At 62.8% G+C, this 26,988-nt stretch carries 15 protein-coding genes; 13 read left to right on the top strand and 2 right to left on the bottom strand.

Going from position 1 to position 26,988, the window contains the following annotated elements; translation table 11 throughout:
* Positions 1-55 precede the first annotated feature (55 nt).
* From OVA24_RS10325 to OVA24_RS10265, 13 genes are all read left to right on the top strand, one after another.
* Positions 56-484: a hypothetical protein gene (locus OVA24_RS10325; protein WP_267675137.1), complete on the top strand. Its 429-nt coding sequence runs from the start codon at positions 56-58 to the stop codon at positions 482-484.
* Positions 485-639: 155 nt separating this feature from the next.
* Complete coding sequence (locus tag OVA24_RS10320; RefSeq protein ID WP_267675136.1) at positions 640-2,220, top strand: ShlB/FhaC/HecB family hemolysin secretion/activation protein; 1,581 nt, start codon at positions 640-642, stop codon at positions 2,218-2,220.
* 42 nt (positions 2,221-2,262) lie between these two features.
* The gene (locus tag OVA24_RS10315; RefSeq protein ID WP_267675135.1) at positions 2,263-4,113 is read left to right on the top strand and encodes a DUF2341 domain-containing protein; all 1,851 of its coding nucleotides are present in this window, start codon (positions 2,263-2,265) and stop codon (positions 4,111-4,113) included.
* A 36-nt stretch (positions 4,114-4,149) separates the two neighbouring features.
* The gene (locus tag OVA24_RS10310) at positions 4,150-4,551 is read left to right on the top strand and encodes an ExbD/TolR family protein (protein WP_267675134.1); all 402 of its coding nucleotides are present in this window, start codon (positions 4,150-4,152) and stop codon (positions 4,549-4,551) included.
* Positions 4,552-4,566: 15 nt separating this feature from the next.
* Positions 4,567-5,253, top strand: a complete 687-nt coding sequence (locus OVA24_RS10305; protein WP_267675133.1) for an energy transducer TonB — start codon at positions 4,567-4,569, stop codon at positions 5,251-5,253.
* A 59-nt stretch (positions 5,254-5,312) separates the two neighbouring features.
* Positions 5,313-7,124, top strand: a complete 1,812-nt coding sequence (locus OVA24_RS10300) for a putative porin (RefSeq protein WP_267675132.1) — start codon at positions 5,313-5,315, stop codon at positions 7,122-7,124.
* Positions 7,125-7,138: 14 nt separating this feature from the next.
* A complete protein-coding gene (locus tag OVA24_RS10295; protein WP_267675131.1) occupies positions 7,139-7,789 on the top strand; it encodes a hypothetical protein in 651 nt (216 codons plus the stop codon).
* Between the two features lie 23 nt (positions 7,790-7,812).
* Positions 7,813-8,649 carry a peptidylprolyl isomerase gene (locus OVA24_RS10290; protein ID WP_267675130.1) on the top strand — a complete coding sequence of 279 codons (837 nt, stop codon included), beginning with the start codon at positions 7,813-7,815 and terminating at the stop codon, positions 8,647-8,649.
* Positions 8,646-19,850, top strand: a complete 11,205-nt coding sequence (locus OVA24_RS10285; protein WP_267675129.1) for a filamentous hemagglutinin family protein — start codon at positions 8,646-8,648, stop codon at positions 19,848-19,850. Before OVA24_RS10290 ends, OVA24_RS10285 begins: the two co-directional genes overlap by 4 nt.
* 120 nt (positions 19,851-19,970) lie before the next feature.
* Entirely contained in the window at positions 19,971-20,810 is an 840-nt protein-coding gene (locus tag OVA24_RS10280) for a hypothetical protein (protein ID WP_267675128.1), read from the top strand.
* Positions 20,811-20,845: 35 nt separating this feature from the next.
* The gene (locus OVA24_RS10275) at positions 20,846-22,000 is read left to right on the top strand and encodes a hypothetical protein (protein ID WP_267675127.1); all 1,155 of its coding nucleotides are present in this window, start codon (positions 20,846-20,848) and stop codon (positions 21,998-22,000) included.
* Between the two features lie 98 nt (positions 22,001-22,098).
* Entirely contained in the window at positions 22,099-22,719 is a 621-nt protein-coding gene (locus OVA24_RS10270) for a hypothetical protein (protein WP_267675126.1), read from the top strand.
* Positions 22,720-22,820: 101 nt separating this feature from the next.
* Positions 22,821-23,960 carry a hypothetical protein gene (locus OVA24_RS10265; protein ID WP_267675125.1) on the top strand — a complete coding sequence of 380 codons (1,140 nt, stop codon included), beginning with the start codon at positions 22,821-22,823 and terminating at the stop codon, positions 23,958-23,960.
* A gap of 19 nt (positions 23,961-23,979) precedes the next feature.
* Here the strand turns inward: OVA24_RS10265 and OVA24_RS10260 are convergent, their stop codons facing one another.
* Positions 23,980-25,326 carry a hypothetical protein gene (locus OVA24_RS10260; protein WP_267675124.1) on the bottom strand — a complete coding sequence of 449 codons (1,347 nt, stop codon included), beginning with the start codon at positions 25,324-25,326 and terminating at the stop codon, positions 23,980-23,982.
* Positions 25,323-26,894, bottom strand: a complete 1,572-nt coding sequence (locus OVA24_RS10255) for a hypothetical protein (RefSeq protein WP_267675123.1) — start codon at positions 26,892-26,894, stop codon at positions 25,323-25,325. Before OVA24_RS10255 ends, OVA24_RS10260 begins: the two co-directional genes overlap by 4 nt.
* Positions 26,895-26,988: the final 94 nt, after the last annotated feature.

The following is a 26,988-nucleotide window of genomic DNA, read 5'->3' as shown; positions in this document are numbered from 1 at the left end:
TGCAGGGTGACGGTTCTTTCACCCGATATTCCTCCGCATCCGGAGAATCCCGCGGATGTTGGGGGGCAATGTGACCATCCTGCCTGAAATCGACATCGACTATCTCATCAAGCAAGTTCCCAACCTGTCATCCGTCCGGTTCCGCCATTATTCATGGGAACGGTTGGGAAGCCGCATCGCTGCGGAACTGCTGGACCCGAGTTCCGGAGGCAACACCGGTGCGCGGGCGTGGCAGCGCACCCGGTGGGAGATGTTCCGTCTGATCGGTACGTGTGATTCCATCCACAGCGAAACGCGGACCCGGTTGACAAACGCTCCTCCTCGATCAACGGGAGAGCTTGTCGCACAACTGGCCCTGTGGCTGTCGGGAGTGGTTGGTATCCCCCTTTCGGTAGCCGCATCTCTGGTATCCATCGCCCTTTTCGCCATCGCCGAGGAATCGGTCCACGAGCTGTTGCCGTCGGATTCCGAATTGGTCGGGTGACTCCGGCGACACAGAGGATACCTCCCATCATCCAGAGCGGGGTTACAAGTTCGTCACCGGGACATCATTGTTAGGCCCCACCCCCGGAAGGAAGGTCCGGCGTTCCGATGATGTGTTTCCCTTCCAGCAGACCGCCATGCCTTCTCCCGCTCCGGGTGGCTGCCGGTTACCTGCTTCTGTTGGCCCATGGTCTCTCGCCCGCGCAATCGCCCGAAGCAGCGGCACCTTCGCCGGTTTTCTATGTGAAGGAATACCGCATCTCCGGCTCAACGAAGCTAACCACCCTGGAGATCCAGAAAACCGTCTATCCCTACCTGGGTCCCGCCCGCACCGCGGACGACGTTGAGAAGGCCCGCCAGGCATTGGAAAAGGCCTACCGGGACAAGAACTACCAGACCGTCTCCGTGCTCATTCCACAGCAGGACCCGCGGTTCGGGATCATCCGGTTCGAAGTGGTGGAAGGCAAGGTGGCCCGTCTCCGGGTGAATGGCGTGAAGTGGTTCCTGCCGAGCAGGATCAGGGCCGCCGTCCCATCGCTGGCGGAGGGCCAAGTCCCGGACCTCAAACAGACCGAGAAAGAAATCATCGCACTGAACCGGCTGGCCGACCGCCGCGTCACGCCGTCCCTGAAGGCGGGGACGGAGCCAGGCACCGTGGACATCGATCTGACGGTGGAGGACAAGCTGCCGCTCCACGGTTCCCTCGAGCTCAACAACCGTTACAGCGCCGACACAAGCAAGCTGCGGCTCAACGGGGCCCTGAGCTACGGCAACCTTTTCCAGCGGGGCCACACCGCCGGGGGCAGCTTCCAAGTCGCTCCGGAAAACACCGACGACTCACTTGTCTACTCCGCATACTACCTGGCCCGTATCAATGAGAGGGTGAGCTTGATGCTCCAGGGTACCAAGCAGGAGAGTGATATTTCCACGCTGGGCGGCACCACGGCAGTCGCCGGAGCTGGTGAGATCCTGGGGCTGAGAGCCATCTTCGATCTCCCGCCCGGAAAAGATTTCTACCAGACATTCACCCTCGGCCTGGATTGGAAAAATCTTGAGGAAACCACTTATGCCGGTAGCGGCGGAGTCGTCCTTCGGGAGGCACCCATCGAGTATTTCCCCCTCTCCGCCAGTTACTCCGCGGCTTTCATTGGTGAAGACCGCTTCACCGATGTCAATCTGACGGCAACCCTCCACCTGCGAGGCTTCGCAGGCAGCGACGACAGTGATTTCGACGACAAGCGCGCCTACTCCCGCGCCAGCTTCTTCCACCTGAGGGGGGATATCTCCCACACCATCGACCTGACCTGCGGCTCGCAACTCTTCGGCAAGCTGCAGGGACAACTCGCGGATGGACCGTTGGTCAACTCCGAGCAGCTCGCTGGTGGCGGCCTAGGAAATGCCCGCGGCTATCTGGAGTCCGAGGCCCTCGGTGACAATGGCATTTTCGCCACCTTCGAATACCGCACACCTTCATTCACCGGAGTCGAGGATGAGAATGGCAAGCGACGTGACGAATGGCGCATCCATGCCTTCCTCGAAGGTGGCATCCTGGGAATCTACGACCCCCTTGCCGGCCAGGACTCGACCATGACCTTTGCCAGCTTCGGTGTCGGCACCCGGTTCAAATATGCGGGCCACTACCACGGCTCCGTGGATTTCGCGCTCCCCATTCTCGACCAGGGAACCACCCGGGCGTTCGACCCACTCATCACTTTCCGTGGCTGGGCCGACTTCTGATCCACCAACCCTCCTGTTCCTCCCCTTCTCCCATCACCGTCCATGCGCTTCATCATCCCATTGCTCACGTTGCCGCTGCTCCAGACCTCCATCCTTCACGCCGAGGACAAGCCCGCCGCCTGGTGGAACCCGGCATGGAGCCAGCGACAGTTGCTCACCCTCGATACCTCCGCAGCGTCGTCCGATGCCAGCGGCGCGGCCACGGTGCTGGTACGCCTGCACGACGGCAATTTCCAGTTCGCCAACGCGACCGAAGGCGGATCCGACCTGCGTTTCATCGCCGGTGATGGCAAGACCTCCCTCCCCTACCAGGTGGAGAAGTGGGACGGCTTGCTGAATGAGGCATTCGTCTGGGTGAGGCTGCCGGAGATCACCAGCGGAGGTAAAACCACCGCCTACCTCTACTACGGTGGCGGGGATCCCGCCGTCGCGGCTCCTGACAAAGCCAAGGCCTACGGTGACAACAGCGCCGCAGTCCATCATTTCAGCGAACCGACACCGGCGGATGCCACCTCCAATGCCAACAATGCGAACGCCGCCGCAACCCTCGCCGAGGGATCCCTGATCGGCCGCGGACTGCGTCTTCCCTCGCCTGCGCCCCTCACGCTCGCCGGCAGCGACTCCATCAACTGGACCCAGGGTCAGGACCTGGGTGTGAGCTTCTGGATCAAGCCCGCGTCCCTCCAGGCAAATGCCGCGCTCCTGTCCCGCGGAGACTTCAAGATCCTCCTCGATCAGGGCATCCCGCTCATCGAATCGGCGGGACAACGCAGCAATGCAGGTGCACCGGTCGCCGCGGGATCCTGGCACCACCTCGTCGTCGTTTCAAAGGATGGCGGCCTCCAGCTCTTCCTGGACGGCAAGCCTTACGGGCAGCTCGCCGCGGTTCTGCCTGCCGGCAATGATGCGCTCGCCATCGGCCACGCAGCAGAGAGTGAGGCATTCATCGGTGAAATGGATGAACTTCACATCACACGGACAGCCCCGACTCCGGGCGACATCCAGCTCGCCTTCGCGAACCAGGGATCATCTGAGGCAGCCCAGCGGACCCTGTTCCTCGGCGAAGTCGAAGGGGGTGAAGCCACCGGCAGCCACAGCGCCGCCCTCGAACACGTCATGCTCTTCGGTGACATCGCCAGGAACATGATGTTCGACGGCTGGATCGCCATCGGCGTCTGCATCATCATGATCGTCGTCGGTTGGACCGTCGCCTTCCGGAAATTCACCTACCTCAACTCCATCCAGAAGGGCACCGCGGAGTTCCTCAGCCAGTGGAAGAGCCTTTCATCCGACCTCACCGCGCTCGACCACACCGATGAGAAGAGCATCCGTACGCTCGGTGGCAGCACCGCTCCCGCGACGCTCGCGCTCGTCGAAAAGTCGCCGCTTTACGAAATCTACCACATCGGCTCGGAGGAAATCCGTCACCGTCTGGCACGCGACAAGAACCGCACACAGGGACTCTCCGGACGCTCGATCCAGGCCATCCGCGCCGCGCTCGACGCCGGCTTGGTCCGCGTCACCCACAAGCTCACCAACGGACTGGTCTACCTGACCATCTCCATCGCCGGTGGCCCCTATGTCGGCCTGCTCGGCACCGTCGTCGGCGTCATGATCACCTTCGCCATCATCGCGAAGTCCGGTGAGGTCGATGTGAACTCCATCGCACCCGGCATCGCCTCCGCGCTGCTGGCCACCGTGGCGGGTCTGGTCGTCGCGATCCCCGCGCTGTTCATCTACTCCTATCTCAACTCCCGGATCAAGAATACCACCGCCGAGATCCAGGTCTTCATCGATGAGTTCATCGCCAAGATGGCGGAGTACTACCCACCCGCCGGTGAGGTATCCCCTTATGCCCCGGCGGAACGCCCGACCCCGGAAAGCAAACCTTGAACGCCCGGCAGAACAACTCCCTCAACGTGACCCTCCATGGCCTCCGCTGAAGAAAAATACGACGACATCAACGTCACGCCGATGGTGGACCTCTACCTGGTGCTGCTGCTCATCTTCATCATCATGACCACTGCCGGGGTGCAGGGCATGAAGGTGGACCTGCCGCGAGCGGGTGGAAAGGCTGCGGCGGACATCAGCGCGCCGAAGACCCAGGCCATCACCATCAACCCCGAAGGGAAGATCTTCCTCAACACCATCCCGGTGACGCTGCCGGAGCTGGAGACGAAGCTTTCCGCCCTGAAGTCCTCCACGCCGGAGTTCCCGGTGGTGGTGCGCGGTGACCGGGCGTCCCAGTACCAGGGGGTGATGGATGTGCTCGATGTGCTCGGCCGAGTGGGTGTCGAGAAGATCGGCCTGGCAACCCAGGCACCGAAGTAACCGTTCCCTTTCCCGATGTCTTCAGAAGGTCAGAAAAAGTCCCCGCTCGGACTCATCATCGGAGGTGTGGCCGTCCTCGGGGTCATCGCCGGGGCCGTGCTTTTCCTGTCATCAAGTCCCACCGCTCCGGCAAAAAAACAGGCTCCACCGACCATCGTCAACATCACGCTGCCACCGCCGCCTCCTCCGCCACCACCACCGCCGCCACAAAGCGAACCTCCCCCGCCCCAGGAACAACAAATGGTCGAGGCGGAGCCCGTGGTGGAGGAACCACCACCGGAGCGGGCACCGGCACCTGAACAGCCTCCATCCGAACTCACCACCAATCTCGGCGGCGGGGACGGCAATGGCTTCGGCCTCACACAGGGCAGCGGACGCGGCAACTTCGGCAGCGGTGGAGGCAACACCATCGGTGGGGCGGGCAGCAAGTATGGCCGCTTCAACGGTGGTCTGGGCCGCACCGTGAAGAACGCCCTCGAAAGGCACGACGCCACCCGAAAGGCCACCTTCCCCGCCACCCGCGTCGCTCTCTGGATCGACGCGAGCGGGCTCATCACCCGCTCGAAACTGCTCGACTCCACCGGTGACAGCGCGCTCGACCGCGCCATCAGCTCCCAGGTTCTTCCCGGTACCCGCTATGAGGCGCCGCCCGCCGACATGCCATCACCCATCATCATCCGCATCTCCGGCCGCAAACCCTGAGGGCCGGATATACCGGCACCACAGCCTCCCTTCCCCGAATCACTTTCCTATCTTCATCCATGCTCCGCTCCGTCTCCATCGCACTCATCGCCACCTCGACGCTCCACGGCCAGGAACCGGCCGACATTCCCGTACCGGATGTCCCGCCCGCCGATCTGCCTTTGGCAGAAGGTGCCATCGATCCCGTCCTACCCACACCGCCGCAAGCCGGACCGTCCACCAATGTGACGGTCAATCTCATCTCGCGTCTGGTGCAGAAGGGCATCCTCACGGCGGAGGAAGCGCAGGTTCTCATCCAGCAGGCGGAGGCGGATGCAGCACGGGCAACGGAGGCACAAGCCGCGGCAGCCGCGCCCATCGATCCCTACACCGGAACTCCACAGGGACAGGACACCCGCGTCACCTACATCCCTGAGAACGTCCGCAAGGACCTGCGCGACGAGATCCGCCAGGAACTCATGGCCCAGGCGCGGGAGGAAAACTGGGGCACGCAGGAAGTCCCGGACTGGACCCGCACCTTCCGTCTCTTCGGCGACTTCCGCGGACGCTATGAGTGGACGAACTTCGGCAACGAGAACGATACCTCCGCGCTGTTCACCAACTACAACGCCATCAACTCCGGAGCTCCGTTTGATGTCTCAAGCATGCCGCTCCAGTTCCCCGCACTCTACAACGCGGACCAGGACCGCGAGCGGGCGCGCATCCGCCTCCGCGCCGGAGCGGAGATCATGCTGGGTGACGGCTTCAACGCCGGCATCCGCCTGGCCAGCGGAGACAGCAACTCCCCCACCTCCACCAACCAGACATTGGGTTCCGGTGGCGGCAATTTTTCGAAGTATGCGTTCTGGCTGGATCGCGCCTTCCTGAGCTATGACGCAGGACCGCGCCTGAACGACGGTCAGGAACTCACCTTCTTCCTCGGACGTTTCGACAGCCCGTTCTTCTCCTCGGAAGTCCAGTGGGACGACGACATCGGTTTCGACGGTCTCGCGGTGCGCGGAAGGGTGAACCTTGTGGAAGACAAGCTGTCCACCTTCTTCTCCGGTGGCGTGTTCCCCATCTTCAACACGGACTTCAACTTCTCCTCCAACCAGCCGGAGAAGATCGCGTCCACGGATCGGTGGCTCTATGCGGCGCAGGTTGGCATCGACTGGAAGATCAACGACGACTGGAAGGCAAAAGTCGGTCTGGCCTACTACGACTTCAAGAATGTCGAGGGTGAGCTGTCCTCACCGTTCACCCCACTCTTCTCCTCACAAGAGGGCGACACCGACCACCGCAGGCTCATCGGCGGTCAGCGTGGCAACACCCGGATGCCCCTGCGCAACATCGTGCCGACGCCTGCCAACAACAACGGTGCCATCAACCAATGGCAGTACTACGGCCTCGCATCCGAGTTCCGCAACCTGACGCTGACCGGAAAGCTCGAATACGACCGTTATGAGGAAGTGAAGTTCTCCCTCCTCGGGGAGATCACGAAGAACCTCGGCTTCGATGAATCCGAAGTGGCGAGCCGCGCGTTCAGCGACGGACGCCCCGGCCGTACGCTGCTCAACTCACCTGATGATTTCCAAGGTGGCGATCTCGCATGGAACGTCGCGTTCCAGGTCGGGAAGCCCGGACTCACCAGCAAAGGCGATTGGGTTGCCAGCCTCGGCTACCGCTACGTCGAGAGTGACGCCGTCCTCGATGGCTTCACCGATTCCGACTTCGGCGGCGGTGGCACCAACCTCAAGGGCTTCACCCTCGGTGGTGCCTACGCCATCAGCCCGAACGTCCGCATCGGCGCGCGCTGGATGAGCGCGGACGAGATCGACGGCCCGCCGCTCGCCACGGACACCATCCAATTCGACATCAACGCACGCTTCTAACCGCCAGCCAGTCCATGAAATCCTTTCTCTCCCTGATCGCACTCACCGTCCCACTGGCCTCCATTTCCTCCGCCCAGGATCCCGCCGCGGAGAACGCCAAGCTCCGCGAAGCCCTGCGCACCACGGCCGTCCAACTGAGGACCGCCCAGGCGGATCTGGCGAACGCCCAGGCCATCACCACCGCCTCCGAAGCGAAGAACAAGCAACTGGAGAGCCAGCTCGCCCAGTCGGGTGAAAAGCTCGTCGCACAGACAAAGAAGGCGGATCAGGAAAAGACCGCCGCCGAACAGACCATCGCCGGTCTGAACAACAAGCTGGCCGACCGCGACAAGCGCCTCGCCGAGTACACGGAAGCCATCACCAAGTGGAAGGCCGCCTACCAGCAGGCCGCAACCGTGTCCCAGGCGAAGACCACGGAAAGCCGCAACCTGACCGGCGAGGTGTCATCGCTCAAGCTCGTCGTCTCCGACCGGGAACGGAAGAACATCGCCCTCTTCAACGCGGCCCGGGAGATCCTCGACCGCTATGAGTCCCACGCTCTCGGCAAGGCGATCCTTGCCAAGGAGCCGTTCACCCGCAACAGCCGCGTCCAGATCGAGAATCTGGTGCAGGGCTACAACGACCGCATTCTGGACAACCGCATCAGCGGCAAGCCGTCGAACTGAACCGCATCCATCCGCCCCCAGGCATGAAGGCACTTATCCTCTCCCTTTCGCTCATCGCCACCATCGCCCGTGGCGATACGGTTCTCGGCAAGATCGGCGAGATCGAGCTCACCACCGCCGGAGCACGTGAGGCGCTGGCTGGACTGCAGGCGGAGAGCAACACCGCCCTTGCCAAGAATCCCGCCGCCGTCGGCCAATATGTCCGCGCCCTGCTCATCCAGCGGCTGGTCCTGAAGAAGGCTGATGAAGGGAAATTCGCGGAGGATCCGGCGGTCATCGCGAAACTGGTCCGCGCGCGGGAGACCGCGCTTGCCGAAGCCTTTCTGGAAAGCCACTCCACCCCACCGGAAGCATATCCCTCCGATGACGAACTGAAGGCAGCCTACGAGTCCGCAAAGCCGTCGCTCCTCCTGCCGAAGGCATGGAACCTTTCCCAGATCTTCGTCAAAGGTGAGGCCAAGCGCGATGCAATCCAGAAAGCCCTCGCAGCCAAGGGCGCGGATTTCGCGGCCATCGCCAGGGAGTCCAGCGAGGAGAAGGCCAGCGCCGTGAATGGTGGCATGATCGGGTGGCTGACGGAAGCCCAGCTCCAGCCCGCGATCGCTGGAAAGATCCCATCGCTCGCCAAGGGGCAGGTTTCCCCCCCCATCCAGCTCAACGACGGCTGGCATTTCATCAAGGTCACCGACATCCGGGAACCATCCACCGCCAGTTTCGAACAGGTCCGCGGACAACTCATCGTACGGTTGCGCGCCGACCGCGCGAAGCAGATGCGGGCCGAGTTCATCAACCAACTTCTCAAGGATCATCCTCTCGCCATCAACGAGATCGAACTTTCCAAAATCCTCTCCGCTCCATGAAGCCCAAGCGCTACTTCTGCTCCCCTCTCCTCTTCACCGGCACCATCCGTTACGGGATGCCGGTTTTCTCGGGTCTTGCCATCTTCATCTCCGGCATCTCCGGTTCCCATGCCGGCATCTATGGCGGCGCACCAGGAACCACGCCCGCACCGCAAACCGGAACGCCAACCACCGGCGGAGCACCCACACCTGCCAACACCGAGGTCATCCGGACAAATGCCCAGGAGACCCTCCACCGGCTTGGCCAGGCCGTCGGTGCGGCGAAGGCCCTGCAGGATGCCGCGCGGGCTGCGGCGATCTCCGGCCCGAACAACCTGGGACCGAACCCCAACCAGCCCGGACAGACCCTGCCGGATGTCCCGAACGGACTCGCCCCCGGAGGCCTGCAGCCCGCGACCGGTGCCGCACCGAACACCACGCTCTGGCAGGGAGCCGAGCTACCCACCGCGAACGCGGACAATCTCAACCAGGTGACCATCCGCCAGACCGCGCAGCAGGCACTGCTGACGTGGCAGACGTTCAACGTCGGCAAGGATACCACGCTCCACTTCAACCAAACGGGCACGGGAGCACCTGCCAGCCAATCCATCGCCTTCAACAAGGTGGTTGATCCGACCGCGAACCCGACCCAGATCCTCGGCCAGATCAAGGCGGAGGGTCAGGTCTATGTCATCAATCCCAACGGCATCATTTTCGGCGGGTCTTCCCAGATCAACACGGGAGCCTTCACCGCTTCCGCCCTGCCTATCAATGATGCTCTCGTTGCCGGAGGTCTGCTCAACAACCCCAGCCAGCAGTTCCTTTTCAACGGGCTGGGCCATGCCGGCAAGCTGGGTGATGTCACGGTCCAGGCCGGGGCACGGCTGACCACCCCGGTCAGCGCGGACGGCAATGGCGGCAGGGTCACCCTCGTCGGAGCCAACGTCACCAACGACGGTACCATCTCCACACCCAACGGCCAGACCATCATCGCCTCCGGTCTGCAGGTCGGGTTCGCCGCCCACGCTTCCACGGACCCGTCGCTGCGCGGACTGGATGTTTATGTCGGCTCCGTGAGCGATCCCGCCAGCGTCCTCAACCAGAACGCGGGCATGACCACGAACGGCGGCATCATCGAGGCGGCCCGGGGTTCCATCACGCTCGCGGGGAAGGCCATCCGCCATGACGGGATTCTCGACTCCACCACCTCCGTTTCACTGAACGGGCGGATCGACATCCTCGCCCACTATGATGCGGTGTCGAACGCATCCAGCATCGCCACGTCACCTTTCCTCAACCGCAACACCGGCACGGTGGAACTGGGCGAGGGCAGCGTGATCCGCATCCTGCCAGAGTGGAACAGCACGGAGACCACGGTCGGACTTGAACTGGCGCTGCGCTCCATGATCAACGTCCAGGGACGGAACATCCATCTCGGCAAGGACGCGTCCATCCTCGCTCCGAACGCCATCGTCAACTTTTCCGCAGGAAACTGGAACTACCTCGCTGGCACTCTCCCGACCTCCACCTTTGTCTCCACGGGCGGCCAGATCTATCTGGATGAAGGCTCCCTCATCCATCTCGCTGGTACTGCCGGAGCCACTGCCACCGTCGCCCAGAATCTCCTCACGCTGGAGCTCCGGGGTTCCGAGCTGGCCGTGGCCCCCGTCCAACGGGACGGCGAACTCCGCGGTGAGACCATCACCGTGGATCTGGGTGTGTCCGGAACCCACGAAGGACGTTTCTGGATCGGCACGCCGCTGGCCGACCTCACCGGATACTCGGGACTGGTCCAGCGCAACGTGGGCCAGCTCACCACGGAGGGCGGAACCCTCAACCTGAGCGCAGGTTCCTCCGCCGTGGTCCGCAACGGAGCCACCATCGACGTCTCCGGCGGCTGGACGGACTTCACCGGCGCGCTGCTCCACACCACCCAGTTGATCCAAGGCAACAATCTGGTGGATATCTCGAAGGCCCTTCCCGGTGAAATCTACCGGGGTATCTTCAAACCGGGCGTTGCAATCCATCACGAGGCATGGGGGATCACCGATACCTTCTCACCCGGCATCTCCCCCGCCGGTTCCTACTACCGCGCGGGATACACACAAGGAGCCGACGGCGGCACCCTGAACCTCACCGCTCCCGCCATCGCCATGGATGGGACCCTCATGGGACATACCGTGACGGGGCCCCGCCAAGTCGTCGCGAACAACCCTCTGGAATCCGCCTCCCTCAACATCCGCTTCCAGGCGCAGACCGCCACCGGCCTGCTCCATTCACCGACCCCACCCTCCGTCATCTTCACCGATGACGATGAACAGACGCATCCGGACGCATTCCAGACCGATGCCTCCGGAAATCCGCTGGCCATCCCCGCCGACCGGATCTCCACGTTCCTCCTTTCTCCGGAAAAGCTGGCGGCAAGCGGCTTCGGGAACCTGTCAATCATCAACCCGGACGGGGACATCACCCTTCCCGAGAACACCAGCCTGAATCTGGGAGCGGGCAGCAGCATCTCCCTTACCGGTTCCAACATCACCATCAACGGCAGCATCACCGCGGCAGGTGGCGAACTGGCATTCAGGACGCACAACCTCCCCCAGGACGTCGTCAACGCGGCCCTCAATTCCAACGATCCCCTCCCGCAGCCCATCGCGGGGCACGGTATCTTCACCCTTGGTGCGAGCGGCAGCATCAGCACGGCAGGCCTGATCACCGACCTGCGGGGCAGCACCGGTGCAGACACGTTCCTGCCGGTCAATGGTGGCATTGTCTCCATCAACAGCTTCACCTCCCACCTTTCCGAAGGTGGTCTCATCGACGTCTCCGGCGGGCTCACGGTCAGCGCGGCGGGCTCCATTTCCTACGGAAACGGTGGCTCCCTCGCCATCGCGGCGGGCCGTGACCTTTCGATCGACAGCATCCTCGGTGGCAGCCTCCATCTCGGGTCCACTCTCCGGGGCTATTCCGGCACCACCCGTGCGGGATCACTCTCCTTCACCGCGCCACGCATCCAGGTTGGCGGGGAGTCACCCGGCGCGGGTTCCACCTGGTTCGACACCGACTTCTTCAACGAGGGCGGCTTCGGAAGTTTTTCGCTCACCGGCATCGGAACCGCGTCATCACCGACGACCTACCACGAGGGCCTCATCATCACTGACGACGCCCGGATCAACCCGGTCGTCCAACAATGGTTCGCCACCACCTCCGGAGGTGCACTAACCGTCGGCACCATCACCAACGGAGAAGGGATGAGGGCCGCGGGAAATCTTTCCTTCAGGGCGGTGGGAATCACCGACACCCGTTCCTCCAGTATCCTCGCCCGGGGCAGTGTGCTGATGGAACAAGGCGCGGTCATCTCGACTGACGCGGGAGGAAGCATCACCTTCCAGGGAGATACCGTCACGCTCCATGGCACCGCCATCGCGGCGGGGGGAAGCATCAATGTGACAGGCGCTTCCAGCTACCGGTCCGCCAGCCTGGCCTCAGAGGCCCTGCCCACCGTTCATCTGGGAAGCACCGCCCACCTTTCCACCGCCGGCAAAACGGTTCTCATCCCGAATGTCCACGGTTTCCGCGAAGGCACGGTCCACAAGGGTGGCTCCATCACCGTCAGCGGCAACATCACCGCCGAAAGCGGCTCCGTCCTCGATGTCTCAGGCACCAGCGGCGTCCTCGATCTCCATCCTGGCTATGCCTCCATCGACTACCGGAGCGCCCCCCTTGCCCCCGATCTCCGTCCTGCTCCCGTGACGCTGGAAACGAACGCGGGGAGCATCACCCTCACCGGCTCGCAGATGCTCCGGTCGGATGCCACGCTCATCGGCCATGCCGGTGGGACCTCGGCTTCCGGCGCCACGCTGAACGTTTCCTCCGGTCGTTTCATTCCTCCGGGCACCATCTACAACAGCGCGCAGGAGAATCTCATCGTATCACAGAGCGGCTCCACCCTCACCGGTGTTCCTTCGGTGGGAACCTCCACCTCACTGCCGGGTCTCGGACACATCACCGTCGATTCATTCTCCGGCGGCGGATTCGATCACGTCGCACTCAAAGGGAACATCCGCTTCAACGGGGATGTCGCCATCCACACCCCCGGCAGCCTGACCGTCGCGACCGGCGGTGTGATCTATGGCACGGGTAACGTCAACCTCTCCGCCAGCCACGTCAGCCTGGGTCAGGCATTCAAGGCGCCCACGCTGGCGACGGAGAACGTCCTCCATTTCACCAGCGTCAACGCCATCGGTGAAACCGCCCTGACTTCATATACCTTCGCCCCTACCCACGGAGCCGGTAGCCTGACGGTCACCGCCGACCTGATCGACATCGGCAACCTTTCCCTCCAGGGCATCGGCACCGCACGCTTCAACGCGACCAACGGGGACATCCGTGGAAACGGGACGCTCAGCGCGGCAGGCAGTCTGTTCTTCCAGGCGAGTCAGATCCATCCCACCACGGCATCGGCCTTCAACATCTTCGCCTACGATGCGGGCGGGGCACCTGGCTCAGTGACCATCACCGGCGGATCACAGCGCAGTCTCCCGATGTCCGCCGGAGGCACCCTTTCCATCCATGCCTCATCGATCTCCCAAGGAGGAACGCTCCGCGCACCTATCGGGACCATCAACATCGGCTGGGATGGAACGGGCACCGCACCGGTGGATCCCATCGCGGGCAATACCATCGCGAAGCCGGTTTCCTCCAACGTCACCCTCACCCGCGACAGCGTCACCTCCGTCTCCGCCATTGATCCCATCACCGGGAAGGGTGTCACACTTCCCTACGGAGTCAGCCCCGACGGAACCTCGTGGATCGACCCTGCGGGCAACGACATCACCATCAGCGGCCTGCCTTCGAAACAAGTCAATCTCTCGGCAAGCGGTCTCACCACCGAAGACGGTGCCCTCATCGACATCCGTGGTGGGGGTGATCTCAGCGCCTACCGATGGGTGGGAGGAAATGGCGGGCTGACTGATGTCCTCAACTCCTCCGCCAGCTTCGCGGTCATCCCCACCTACGGTTTCGACTACGCGCCGTTCGCTCCGTTCAATCCATCGGATACGGCGACGAACCTTTCCGGGGAAACCGGCTACACGAACAGCTCGCTCAAGGTGGGCGACACCGTAACACTTGCCGCAGGTTCCGGCCTGCCCGCCGGCACCTACACGCTGCTGCCCGCCCGTTACGCCTTGCTTCCAGGAGCTTTTCTGGTCACCCCCATCAGCGGCACTCCCGGCACATCCGCCGTCCGGCCGGATGGTTCCACCCTTGTTTCCGGCTATCTTTCCAACCAACTGAACCCGGCACGCACGGGAAGCACCTCCATCTCCCGTTTCGAAATCGCACCCGGCTCCACCGTCCGCGCCCGGGCCGAATACCGTGACTTCTCCGCCAACGCTTTCCTCAAACAGGCGGCGATCGACCGCAACCTGGCCGTCCCCCGGCTGCCGATGGACGCCGGCTACCTGTCCTTCACGGCGTCCACCATGATGTCACTCCAAGGCCAGGTGAACTCCCTGTCACCGGCAGCGGGCCGCGGCAGCCTCATCGACATCAACAGTCCGATCGACATCCTCATCAACGGCACCGGAACAGGCGGCTCACCTTCCCAGCTCACGATCTCCTCCTCCCTGCTCAACAGCTTCAATGCAGAGAGCCTGCTCATCGGAGGTCTCCGAACCTTCGAAGGAGGGAACATCACCGTCACTACCGGCACCGGAAAGCTCACTGTCGGCGATACCACCCTCACCGGGACGGACATCATCCTCACGGCAAAGGAGGAGCTGATCCTGGACGGGAACGCCACCATTTCCGCCGCGGAAGCGGAAACCGGCGCTGACACGATCCTGCTGACGGGAAATGGCGCTCTGGTCCGCGTGAGTTCCTCCACTTCCGCAAAGATGATCCGCGAAGGGATCACCGGAGCATCCGATCCGTTGCTGGCCGTGCGCCCGGGGGCGACCCTCAGCGGTGGCAGCATCGTGCTGGACTCCACCTCCCGCACGGATCTCAGCACGGATGCCGTCCTCGATGCCACTTCCGTCATGCTGGGCAGCGGTTCCGTCGCGATGGTCCTGGATCCAGGTGCCCCCGCGCCTACAGGCAACGGCCTCATCCTTTCCGGCGAAGCGCTGGGCATCCTGCAGGCCAATGCACGGAACCTGAGGATCCGCAGCTACACGAACCTCGACCTGCATGGGTCCGGAGACATCGGCTCGTCCGCATTCCAGTCCCTGTCACTCCAGGCAAACGCAATCCGTGGCATCGGCCAGAATGGCGGCACGGTCAACATCACCGCGAAGAACCTCCAACTCGGAGGCCTGACCGATGCTGTCCCCTCAGCCTCACTGCCACTCGACGGAACACTCGCCTTCCATGCGGCGGAAATCTCCGTGAACAGCGGCCACCTGCTTGCCGATGGCTTCTCCGATGTACGGCTCAACGGCAACCAGCGCATCATCACCACGGAGGAAGGCTCCTTCCGCTCCGGCGGTGATCTGACCCTATCCGCCCCCCTTCTCACTTCCGCAGCAGCATCGAACCATCTCCTGGCAGCGGATGGAGCGTTCCGTCTGATCAGAACCGATGGCGGCTCCACGCCGCCCACGGCGGGCGGACTGGGCGCAAAGCTTGGACTGGAAGGTGCCAGCGTCGCCATCGACGGGAACGTCACCCTTCCAAGCGGATCACTCACCCTGCACGCCACCACCGGCGATGTCGTGATCGGCGGCAACGCGCCCGCCACGATCAATCTGGATGGAACCAGCAAACTCTTCGTGGACACCTACCGGTATACGAACGGCGGAACGGTTCGCCTCGTTTCCCCGGAGGGTTCGGTTCATCTCGCGCTCGGTTCCACCATCACCGTTTCCGCTCCGGACGCCGGAGGAAACGCTGGCCGCATCGCCATCGAAACGCCCCGGGGTTCGGCGGAACTTGAAGGCACGCTGGTCGCAAAGTCAGGCGCTACCGGCACGGGCGGCGAATTCACGCTGGATACATCCACCATCGCCGGAGGAAGTCTCGGCTTTCTGGATGAGATGCTGAATACCGGCCACTTCACCCGCTTGCGCGACTATCGTGTGCGCACCGGCAACATCGTCATCGATGGGGACGCCATTTCTTCCTCCTACAATGTCTCCACGGATTCAGGCGGTATCACCGTGACCGGCTCCATCGATGCCTCCGGCAGGACGGGAGGATCCATCTCGCTCAAGGCGAACGGCAGCCTGACGCTGGATAGCGAGGCCGGACTCGATGTGTCAGCCGCCGACTTTGACTCCGCGGGCAAGGGAGGTTCCGTCACGCTGGAGGCCGGGATCCACCGTGACGGCGTGATCGACCCTTCGGCGCGGCTGATCCTGAACACCGGATCCCTGATCGATCTTTCGGTCGATTCATACGTGGCGGGTGACATCATCACACCCGGCTCCAGTGCCTACCGCGGGCAATTCACCGGCACCCTCCATCTCCGTGCGCCACGCGCCGCCGCGAACAATGACGTGCAGATCGACGCGATCGGTTCCACCATCACGGGAGCGTCCCACATCCTTGTGGAAGGTGTCAGGCTCCATGACCTGACGGGCACCGACGGAGTGATCCGCACGGATCTCCAGAACCAGATCAAGTCGGAGGCAAACACCTACCTGGGGAATGCGGGCACGGCCAGCGCGGCATACACAGAGATCAGGAACCGCCTTCTTTCTCTTTCCCCTGATCTCAAGCTCACCCTCGCGGCAGGAGTGGAGATCATCAACCGCACCGGAGATCTCACGCTGGGTTCCGCCTCCACCACGGCCACAAGTGACTGGGATCTGTCTTCGTTCCGCTTCGGCGCGGATCGATCGGCGGGTGTCCTCACCCTGCGGGCGGCAGGAGATCTCACTTTCCACAACGCGCTGAGCGACGGATTCAGCGGTGGTTCGAGCCTCTGGCTTTCCCCGCTGGCAGCCTACAACTCCGATCTTCCCGCCAACCTGCAGTCATGGTCGTACCGCCTGACTTCCGGAGCGGATTTCTCCTCGGTTGACTACCGCAGCAACGTCGCCCTCGGCTCGCTGGGCACGGAGTCCGGCATGATCCGGATCGGCAAGAACATGGGATCCGCAACCGCCACGGGTGGTAACAGCGCGGTCACCTCCTCCATCATCGCGAACAACTTCCAGGTGATCCGCACCGGATCCGGCAACATCGACATCCATGCAGGACGCTCGATCCAGCTCCTCAATCCCTTCGCATCCATCTACACGGCGGGAACCCGGGTCGCCAACCCGAACCGCATCGTGGCGGATGGGGACTTCGTCACGCCGATCCTCACCGCGAACGCGGCCCAAGGCGATCTGGGGGCAGCCCAACAGAACTACGCCGCCCAGTACAGCATGGCCGGTGGGAACGTGAGCCTCCATGCCCAGCACAACATCGAGAGGAAGACCCGCAACAACTCCGGTCTCATCGATGATTCATCCCGTCAGCTTCCGAACAACTGGCTCTACCGCCGCGGACTGGTGACAGCCGATGGCACCTATGGCGGCATCCGGATCTCAGGCGGCATCATCCCCGTCCAAGACGCCGCCGCATCCACCAGCTGGTGGGTGGATTTCAGCAACTTTTTCCAGAGTGTGGGTGCACTCGGAGGAGGAAACATCCAGCTCACTGCGGGCAACGATGTGAAGAACGTCGATGCCGTCATCCCCACCAATGCACGCGCAGCGCGTAGCACGCCTGATGCCTCCCGTTTCATCGAGCTGGGTGGTGGTGACCTCACCCTGACCGCCGGACATGACATAGATGGCGGGGTGTACTATGTCGAACGCGGTAATGGTGTGCTGGATGCCGGCGGCAGCATCACCACCAACTCCACCCGCTCCCCGTCCCCGGGTCTGGTCTCCAACCTCAACAATCCGTCCGCGTCCACCCTCCACCAGAACACGTGGCTCCCCACCGCCCTGTTCGCGGGCAAATCCTCATTCGAGGTCTCCGCCACCGGTGACATCCTCCTGACGCCACTGGCCAATCCATTCCTCCTGCCGCAGGGGGTGAACAACCGCTTCTGGTACAAGACCTACTTCTCCACCCTGTCCGCGGACAGCACCCTGGATGCCACTTCACTGGGAGGGGACATCACCCTCCGCAGTTCCGTCACACTACCAAACACGACCACACCCCAGTCCATCCTCCGGGCCTGGGCGGAGACCCAGCAGCTCCTTCCCCGCTCTGGCTCCACACCTTCCGTACTCCAGCCATGGCTCCGCCTGGCTGAAACCAGCCTAGCGCCTTTCGATCCGGTCTGGAACCTCACTGCTCCAAATCTCTATCTGACCGCACTCTCCGGCTCTCTGAATCTGGCAGGCCCGATCACGCTCCAACCATCCGCGACCGGCCAGCTCGAGCTGATCTCCGCTGGAGCGATCAGTGCCTTCCAGCCAACGGGTCTTTCCAACGGCCTGATCCCCGGCCAGTCGGTGCAGGCCTGGACCTCCGCGGCCATCAACGTCTCGGATGCGGATCCATCCATCCTTCCCCGACACCTCCGCCCCCTCAACAACTTTACCACGACGTCCGGTCTGGCCATCCCCTCCAACATCACGGCGGTAGGCTTCTTCAACCAGCTTGCGATCGCCTTCGGCGACTCCGGTTCCTACACGGGTGACAACGGCGTGCTTCAAACCAAGCAGCTCCGCCACGCGTCCGGTCTCCTCCATCGCGATGACACGGAACCAGTCCGTATCCATGCCCTGAGCGGAGACCTTTCGGGACTCACGCTCTTCACCCCGAAGAGTGCGGTGATCTCCGCCGCAGGTGACATCCTCGACATTGCCTTCTATCTCCAGAACCTGCGTCCCGGTGACATCAGCACCATCACGGCAGGACGCGACATCGTCGCCTACAACGCCGCCGGAGCGGGTCGGATCGCATCCCTCTCCAACGGAAATGCCCCGGCAACCAACAACGGACCGCTTTCCGGAGACATCCAGGTCTCCGGACCGGGAACGCTGCAAGTGGTTGCAGGACGGAATCTGGATCTGGGCCTTGGCGCCAGCCTGGGCGACGGTACTGGCACCGGTATCAACAGCATCGGCAACCTGCGGAATCCTTACCTGTCCCCGGACGGTGCGGACATCCACGTCGGAGCCGGCCTCGGCCCTGTAACTTCGCTTGCGTCCAGCGCCCTGGACTTCACGTCTTTCATCGCGGACTTCGTCCTCACCGCCACCGGAGCAAGCTACCTCGATGAACTCGCTCCCGGAGTCGATTTCCCGGCACTCTCTCCGGATGAACGGGCCCAGCTCGCCATCCGGATCTTCCAGCGGATACTCCGTGACACCGGCCGTGACTTCAACAACCCGGAGTCGGACGGCTACCGCAACTATGACCGTGGCATGGCCGCCATCCACTCCCTCTTCGGTGACGGAGATGACTCCAACTGGAACGGCAGCATCCTCACGCAGGGCAAGGACATCCGGACCAGGCTCGGCGGTGACATCAATATCATCGCACCCGGCGGCGGCCTCGCGCTGGCGAACACCACCCTCGGCAATCCCCTCACCCCACCTGGTATCGTCACGGAGGCAGGTGGAAACATCTCCATCTTCACGGACACGAATGTGGATATCGGTATCGGCCGGATCTTCACCCTCCGTGGTGGGGATGTGATGATCTGGTCCTCGAACGGCGACATCGCCGCCGGATCGTCATCCCGGACGGTCCAGTCCGCTCCGCCGACGCGGGTGGTCATCGACCCCCAGAGCGCCGCGGTCCAGACGGATCTCGCGGGACTCGCCACCGGTGGTGGTATCGGCGTGCTCGCCACCGTCCGGGACGTTCCGGCGGGTGATGTGGACCTCATCGCCCCCACCGGTACCATCGATGCGGGTGATGCTGGCATCCGCGTCACAGGCAACATCAACCTCGCCGCCGTCACCGTCACAAATGCCGGAAATATCTCCGCCGGAGGCACCAGCACCGGAGCCCCTGCCGCAGGAGCGTCCATGGCCAGCATCGCCGTATCCACCCCGCCGTCCACGGCTTCCACCTCCTCCGCACCGCAGGCATCGCAGGCAGCCGCCGCCGGTGACAATGTGTCGGGCACGCCGGAAACCATGATCGATGCTGTTTCCATCATCACTGCGGAAGTCATCGGCTACGGTGGCTCCGTGCCAAATGAGGACGAGGATGAGGAGGAAAGGCGCCGCCGGTCCGGAGATCAGGGTGACGCCAACTGAGCACCTGCGGACTCAGTGACGAAACTGAGACGGTCACCCGTTTGACCCTAACAGCAGCGGACGGAACCCTCGCATCATCCCTGATCTGATCAGGCGATGCATCAAACCAACACGACGAACATGACCTCCTTCCTCAGAAGCGCCCTGCTCGGCATCACTGCCTCCGCTCTGCTCCATTCCACGGCTGCTGCCGCCTTCACCTTCACCAACGGTGACCTTATCCTCGGATTCCACGCCACCTCAGGCGAGGGAGCCCAGACCAATGTCTACTTCAACCTGGGAAGCGCCACTTCCTACCGGGACGGCAGCTTCAACACGAACCTCGGCAACATCGGCGGCACGCTATCCACCGTCTTTGGAAGCACCTGGTATGACCGGAATGACATCTACTTCGGTGCTGTCGCGAATCTCTCGGACAAGTATCCGACCGGCTCCGGAAAGCTCGGTTCCGTGGGTGCGGTCAACGGCGACCCTTCCCTCACCGTCTACGCATCCCGTCCGGCCGTCGGAGCGGGCCAGTCCGTCCCGATCAGCGGGCTGAACTTCGAAAGCCTCGTCAACCCGGCCAAGGGCATCACCACCATCGAAGGAACCTTCGCCGCCCTAGGTGCCGGCAATGCCGACGGCACGTTGCTCATCAGCCAGACCGCCAACCCCACACTGTGGGAAAGCTCATGGAGCTACTTCAACAGCCCCTCCTACTCCTTCACCTCCCTCCCGGGCATCGAGCAAAACTTCGGCGGCGCCGGAGATGCCACCTTCCTCGATATCCAGCGGATCCTCTCGATCTCCAACGGCGCGAACCCATCCGGCACGGTGGGCACCGGCGAATACGTCGGCACGGTGATCATCGGCCGTGACGGCAGCATCGGCATGATCCCTGAGCCCTCCGTCAGCCTTCTGGCCGCCGGCGCCGCGCTCGCCGCCACTGTCCGCCGCCGCCGCACCGCCTCCAACTGAACCATGCCACTCACAACAACACACCAAGTCACACCATGAAAACCAAGACCACGCTCCTCCTCGGCTCCTTCGTCCTGCTCTCCCCCCTGGCCTATTCCCAGACGGAGATCAACATCACCGGGGCCACCGCTTTCCGCGCCGCCGCCCATGAAGCCATCCGCACCACCCTGACGGGAACGCAGTATGCCTACAACGGCGGCACCCTCGGCGGCGCAAGCCAGGCGATCTTCAAGGGAACCCTCGGCGGGCAGCAGTACATCGTCCGCACGAGCTTCTCCGGCTCCGGCCCGGGCATCGCTTCCATCAGCTCCCCGACCGCCACGGTGCAGGTTCTGGACGTCAACACCACCGTCAGCACCAACGGCACCGCAGCCAGCAGCCCGGTGTTCCAGAGCGTCAACCCCCGCTGGTCCTTCTCCGATGTTGAGAAGAACCTCGCCGGTTATCCGAATGCCAGCCTGGGTGGCGGCCCGGTGGGTATCGTTCCGTTCATGTTCATCGCCAGCCGCGGCGCGACGACCGCGCAGATCTCCAACATGACGACCCAGGCCCACAACGCTCTCTGGTCCCGTGGACAACTCTCCGGACCATCCCGTTACGGCTTCAACTTCTCTCCGGACACTTTCGTCCTCGCCACCGGCCGCTCCGGCGGTTCTGGCACCCGCTTCACCATTCTGGCGGAAACCGGATACGGCACGAACACCAACGTGGCCCAGTGGACCGCCAACGCGAGTGGCGAACTTACGGACGCCGCGAACGGCGGCTACTCCGGCAGCGGTGACGTCCGCAACGCCATCAACCTTGATCGTTCCAACCTCAAAGTGGGTGGCAGCGCGATCGATGCGGTGCTGGTCAGCTACATGACGGTCTCCGACGCCATCACCATCTCCGGCTACAGTCCTGCCACCGGTGCCTCCACCGCTGGAGCACCCGTTCCGCTGTCCTACAATGGTGTCCGCTACTCACCCGAGAACGTCCGCAACGGTTCCTACACGCTCTGGGGCTACCAGCAACTCTACACCGCCAACATCTCCGGTCTTGAGGTGACCTTCGACACCGCTTTCCGCGACCAGATCGCCGCCTATCTGGCGACCGATGTCAACGGTACGACCGGCATTGCGATCGACAGCAACCTGAAGGTCAGCCGCGTCGGCGGCGACGGCGGCCCGGTGGTTCCGACCGTGGACTGATCCCCAAGCATCCCACATCCACCCGGCGGGAAAAACCACCTTCCCGCACCATCCAGGCCGGGCCCCATTCACACCATGGGTGCCCGGCTTCCCTTTCCATGAAAACCGTTCTGGCAGGCACCGCTTTCTCCATTTTCGCACTGTTCCTGTGGGGATTCACCCTCAGCCGGGAGACCGGGGAAGCGAACAAGGAACCACAACCCGGCATCGTTCATCCCGAACGCAACGCCACACCAAAGCGCACCACAGCGGCTCCCGATCCGCGCGTGCCAGTCACCCATGTCCGTTCCTCCGCCACACCCCGGCTTTCCCATTTCCTGTCAACGGAGCCACGTCCTCCGGAAGGTCGGACGCGCCGACTGAAGCGTCCACCGGCATCTCCGGTCGCATCCCATACGGAAGGATCCCAGCTCCCCGGCGGTCAACGGTTGCCACGGGCAGAACGTGAGGATGTCTCCTTCGCCACTTCCCACAAGCTGCGTCGCCAACCGGCAGACTCTCCCTTCCCGCTGCGCAATACTCCCCAACTGGCCGCCCAAGTTCCCCCGACCACCCCGGCAACGATCGATGTTGATCCAACAGCCACGGTGCCCTCCCCATCTTCATCCCACGCAGCGGACGAGGACTTCAGATACCGTCAGATCTACGGACAGCACGCATGGATGGCGCGTCACATCCGGATGCACAACGGAGTTCAGGAAGACGAAGCCGGCCATTGATCCTCCGATCTGGCGAATTCGACACAAACTTCAAATCTCCATGGTGTCGGGGTGTTCCTACGGTGACGGAAACGATCCGAAACCGCCCATAACACCACCTCATGATCCCGTCATCCATCAAGCGGACCCTCGCTCTCGCAGCACTGCTCCTCTCCTCCACCGCCCTCACCTGCGGCCAGTCCATCCAGAGCGGAGATCTCATCATGGGATTCCGGGCAACAGGCGGCAACGGCGCTGACACCAACGTATTCTTCAACCTGGGGGATCCCACGACCTTCCGCGACGGCACGAATCCCACGACCTTCCAGAACATCGGCAGCGTCCTCTCCACCGTATTCGGCAGCGATTGGTACACCCGCAACGACATGCGCTTCGGTGCCATCGCCAACCTCTCCGACAAACTCCCCCAGGGAGCGCCAGGCATCGGGACGGCGGCCCCGGTGAATGGTGATCCTTCCCGCACGGTCTATGCTTCCCGCGCCACCGTGAGCGCCGGGCTGGCCCCCCTGTTCACCGGTTTCAACTACCAGTCTCTGGCCGAGGCCGCCCGGGATATCTCCAGCCTGGAGGGGATTTTCACTGATCTTGGGGCACCATCAGCCGAAGGGACGATCGTCCTCCAGGCCTCCACCAATGAAGTCGCCTGGCGGAATTCGTGGACCAAGCACGCCACCAATGCCAACGGCTACTCATTCACCGTCCTGCCCTCCATCGAACAGAGCTTCGGGCAATCCGGCGGATCCACCCACATCGACATCCAGCGGATCATCTCCATTGCGAATGGCGCCAACCCCACGGGACCCGTGGGCGGAGGACAATACGTTGCCACCGTCACCATCAGCAGCACCGGAGCGATCACCGCATCAAAAGCTGGCGGCCCATCGGGTGGAAATTTCTCCACCTGGGCCACCACCAACAACATCACCGGCGGCCTCACGGGTGATTCAGACAAAGACGGTATCCCCAACATCATGGAGTACGCCCTCGATCTGGACACCGGAGGATCCGACGGCACTACCGGAACCTTCGCAAACGGGACGTGGACTTTCACCAAACGCGCCGAAGCGGTGACCAACGGCGACATCACTTATGCCATCGAAGTATCGGATGATCTCGGTGTGACGCAACCCTGGACGGTCACCGGCGCTACCAGCAACACCCCGGAGCAAATCACCTTCGCCCTGCCACAGGGCAAGAGCAGGACCTTCGCACGGTTGAGGGTCAGCACACCGGCCAACTGATGAATGGTTCCCGTGAAGCCTATTTCAACTTCACCCCATTCCGTTGGGCCCATTCGATCCGCCAGTTGATCGCCGTTCCTTTCATCTTGGGATCGGTGATCCGCTCGATGGCCCACGCCGCACCTTCCTGGTTTTTCTTATACCACAGGGCGTTCTGCGAATACTCCATCAACGCCCTCTCCCGCCGCCAGTCACCCGCTGGAATACTCATGATCCAATCGCGGGCCTCAACAGGGTACCGGTCGATGTAACCGGTGATCGCGCGTCGATAGACCTCCTGGGTCTCCGGCCGGTCCGGAAGGCTCAGCCCCCACTCGGCGATGGCAATGGGATCCCGCCGGCGTGCGTATTCCGCGACCTTGCCTTCAACGCCCGCCACCATGGGATCCTTGAGAATGTCCCAGTTCCCCGATGCAATCGCAAGGTCGAGAAGATCCGTCGGTTTCTCGTTCCCCGAAGCGGCAAGCAACTGACGGACAATGTCTCCACGGAATTCTGGCGGCAGGTTTCCGATGAGACTCCCCACCAATCCTGACTCCTGTCCTTTCAACGAGGCGGTGAAAGCCTGCAGGGCGATGATCTTCTCCTGCTCCGTCGCCGCGGTGGCAATCTTTGCGGCAAGCTCCGCCGGTGTTCCATCAGGTTTCACCTGCTTGTAAAACTCCGCAGCCAGTGTCTTCGTCAAAGCATCAGCCGGCCTGTCCCGGAGCATCCTGAGAATGGCTTCCGTGACCGCGGGATCCGTTGAGCGGCGTTCCAGGAGCGGCCACAATGCAGCCTTCTTCAAGTTGTCGGAAAAGTCATCAAAGCAAGAGAGCACCAGCAGCGGATTCTCCGATGAGACCGCCGTCACCCACTGCCATCGGAAAAGCGCTGATCCCAATCCCAGATCACCGGACTGGATGATGCTCCATGCCTCCATCGGGTTCTTCAGGAATGCCGCCCTGAACGCAGGCACCAGTGAATTCACCCCTCCATCGTCACCGTCCCAGTTTCCCTCCAGGGCGGCGGTCATGGCTGACTGGAGATCGATCATCGCCCATTGCTCCAGCAGTTTCCGCTGCATGGCGGCCCGTTCCCGGCTGGTGAGATCCGTGCGGCGCGCGATGGCATCCCACGCGTCGCGGAAATCCTTGGACCCCAGGGGGGCCTCCCTCCGGTTGCCCGGAGTTTGCTGCGTTCCACCGGACTTGCCGGAAGCATCGCCGTCATGACCGGATGGATCTGATCTCCGTCCCACGCGCTCCCCGCTTTCCGCAGGATCATCATGCTGCTCCACGGCCGCGCTGCGGATGGCTCCGGCCACGCAGACACCTGCAACCAGGCAGACCAGATGGGTGACAATCTTCTGATGGCCGGGCTTCATGGTTTCCAGGGGATGCGCTGCCGGATCCGATCGTCCTTGATGATGCCCGCGAATTCGTCGGCGAGTTTCCGATCTTTGGCGTGTGACGATTCCACGATCGAAAGGGCGGCCATGTCTTTATCCGGACCGTCGGGGAGCCCCTTCACCCAGTTCAGGTAACCGTCGCCCAGCCGGGCGTGGTTCTCCCTCCCCAGATTCGTCCAGGCCTTGATCCGTTCATTGACCGATTCCGGTGAAGCATCGACCGGGACATGCTGGAGGTAGTCATAGAACTGCTGGGGATTCACCCCATGGAACATCGAAGTCACCGGCCTCATCGCCGCCTTCCATTTTTCCTCCTCCGGCAGGTTCCCCAGCAGTGCCATCGCCTTCGCTCCATCCTCCTCCGCGAGTTCTCCGAAGAGATATGCCCGGATGACTTCCGGTGATCGTGCGGCGAGTTGGGGAAGCGAGGATGAAACGGCGTTCACCACTTCCTCCGCGGTCATGGAACCATTCCGGAACGCGAAACGGTAGTCCGGGCCATTTCTGAGGACCGAACCGATGTCACGGTTGGTGATCCGGAAAAGCAGATGCTCCGGTGTGCTGCCCGGGTTGAGGGCAGCCAGAACCTCCAGGCGCCGCTCCAAATCCACCGACGGGTTTCTCAACATGAAGTCTCCATAGGCCCTGTTGGAAATGATCTCCTCCTGCTTCTCCGGAGGCAGGGTGCCTGCGGCCAGCAGGTTCTCAAACCAACGAGCCCCTTCCTCACCATGTTTCATCGCGAAGTCGGTGAGTACATCGGGCGAGTTGTCCTGCTTTGCCAGAACCAGGAAGTCTCCGGCTTTCTCAATCGGCCAACTGGTCGCAAGCAACTTCGGCAGGATGGGGTGGGCACCGGTCTGGTCGAACCGCTGGTTGATGGCGGTTATTTCGTTCAAGTCCGCCTTTGCTCCCAATTCGCGGGCGAACTGGGATCTCAACTGGTTGCTGAAGTCACTGTTGCGGGTCTCCGCCTTGAACCAGTCCGCACACCCCAGCAGCCCTTCCTGCGTGGTGACCGCCATCGCCGCCTGTGTCAGGAAATACGTCACATGCTTACGCACACGGTTGTCCTCCATGGCTTCCAGATGGGCGATCGCGGCATCTGGATCCGACTGCATCCAATGGATCAGACGGCTGGTCATTTCCCCCGAGGCTCCGAACCTGTCATCCGCTGCGACGGTCCTGGCGAAATCATCAATCGCGGACCGGGCGGCCTGCGCCCGGTCCGCCGAAGGAGCCACCTCTGAAGCGTCAGCAAGGAGCTTCACATAGTGTTCATGGCGCGACCTCCCCCAATCTTCGTTCGCAACGGAAAGCTTGAACCCGTCACCAAAGAGCTGCTTCAACACCCGCTCTCCACCAGATCCCGCTTGTTCCCTCAACCGCCGCCTCTCCGTGCCTTCACCGGCCGCTTTCCCCTCAACTGCGGGAGACAATTGTTCCCCGGCATCCGGTTGCACCTGGGACCACAGCAACCAACCCGCACCAAAAGCAACCACGTGCGTGGCGATCCTGACTGGTAGACGCAACGCGGGTTTCATGAACGGGAACATCTATCCATTTGGAACTCCGGTGACAATCGGGAAAGTCGGAGCCAAGAGATCTCCGCGGAGCAACCGGCAAGCTTTGGCTCGC

Source organism: Luteolibacter sp. SL250 (genome assembly GCF_026625605.1).
GTDB lineage: Bacteria > Verrucomicrobiota > Verrucomicrobiia > Verrucomicrobiales > Akkermansiaceae > Luteolibacter.
The sequence above is the reverse complement of the archived record's forward strand: the minus strand, read 5'-3'. Positions and strand labels throughout refer to the sequence as shown.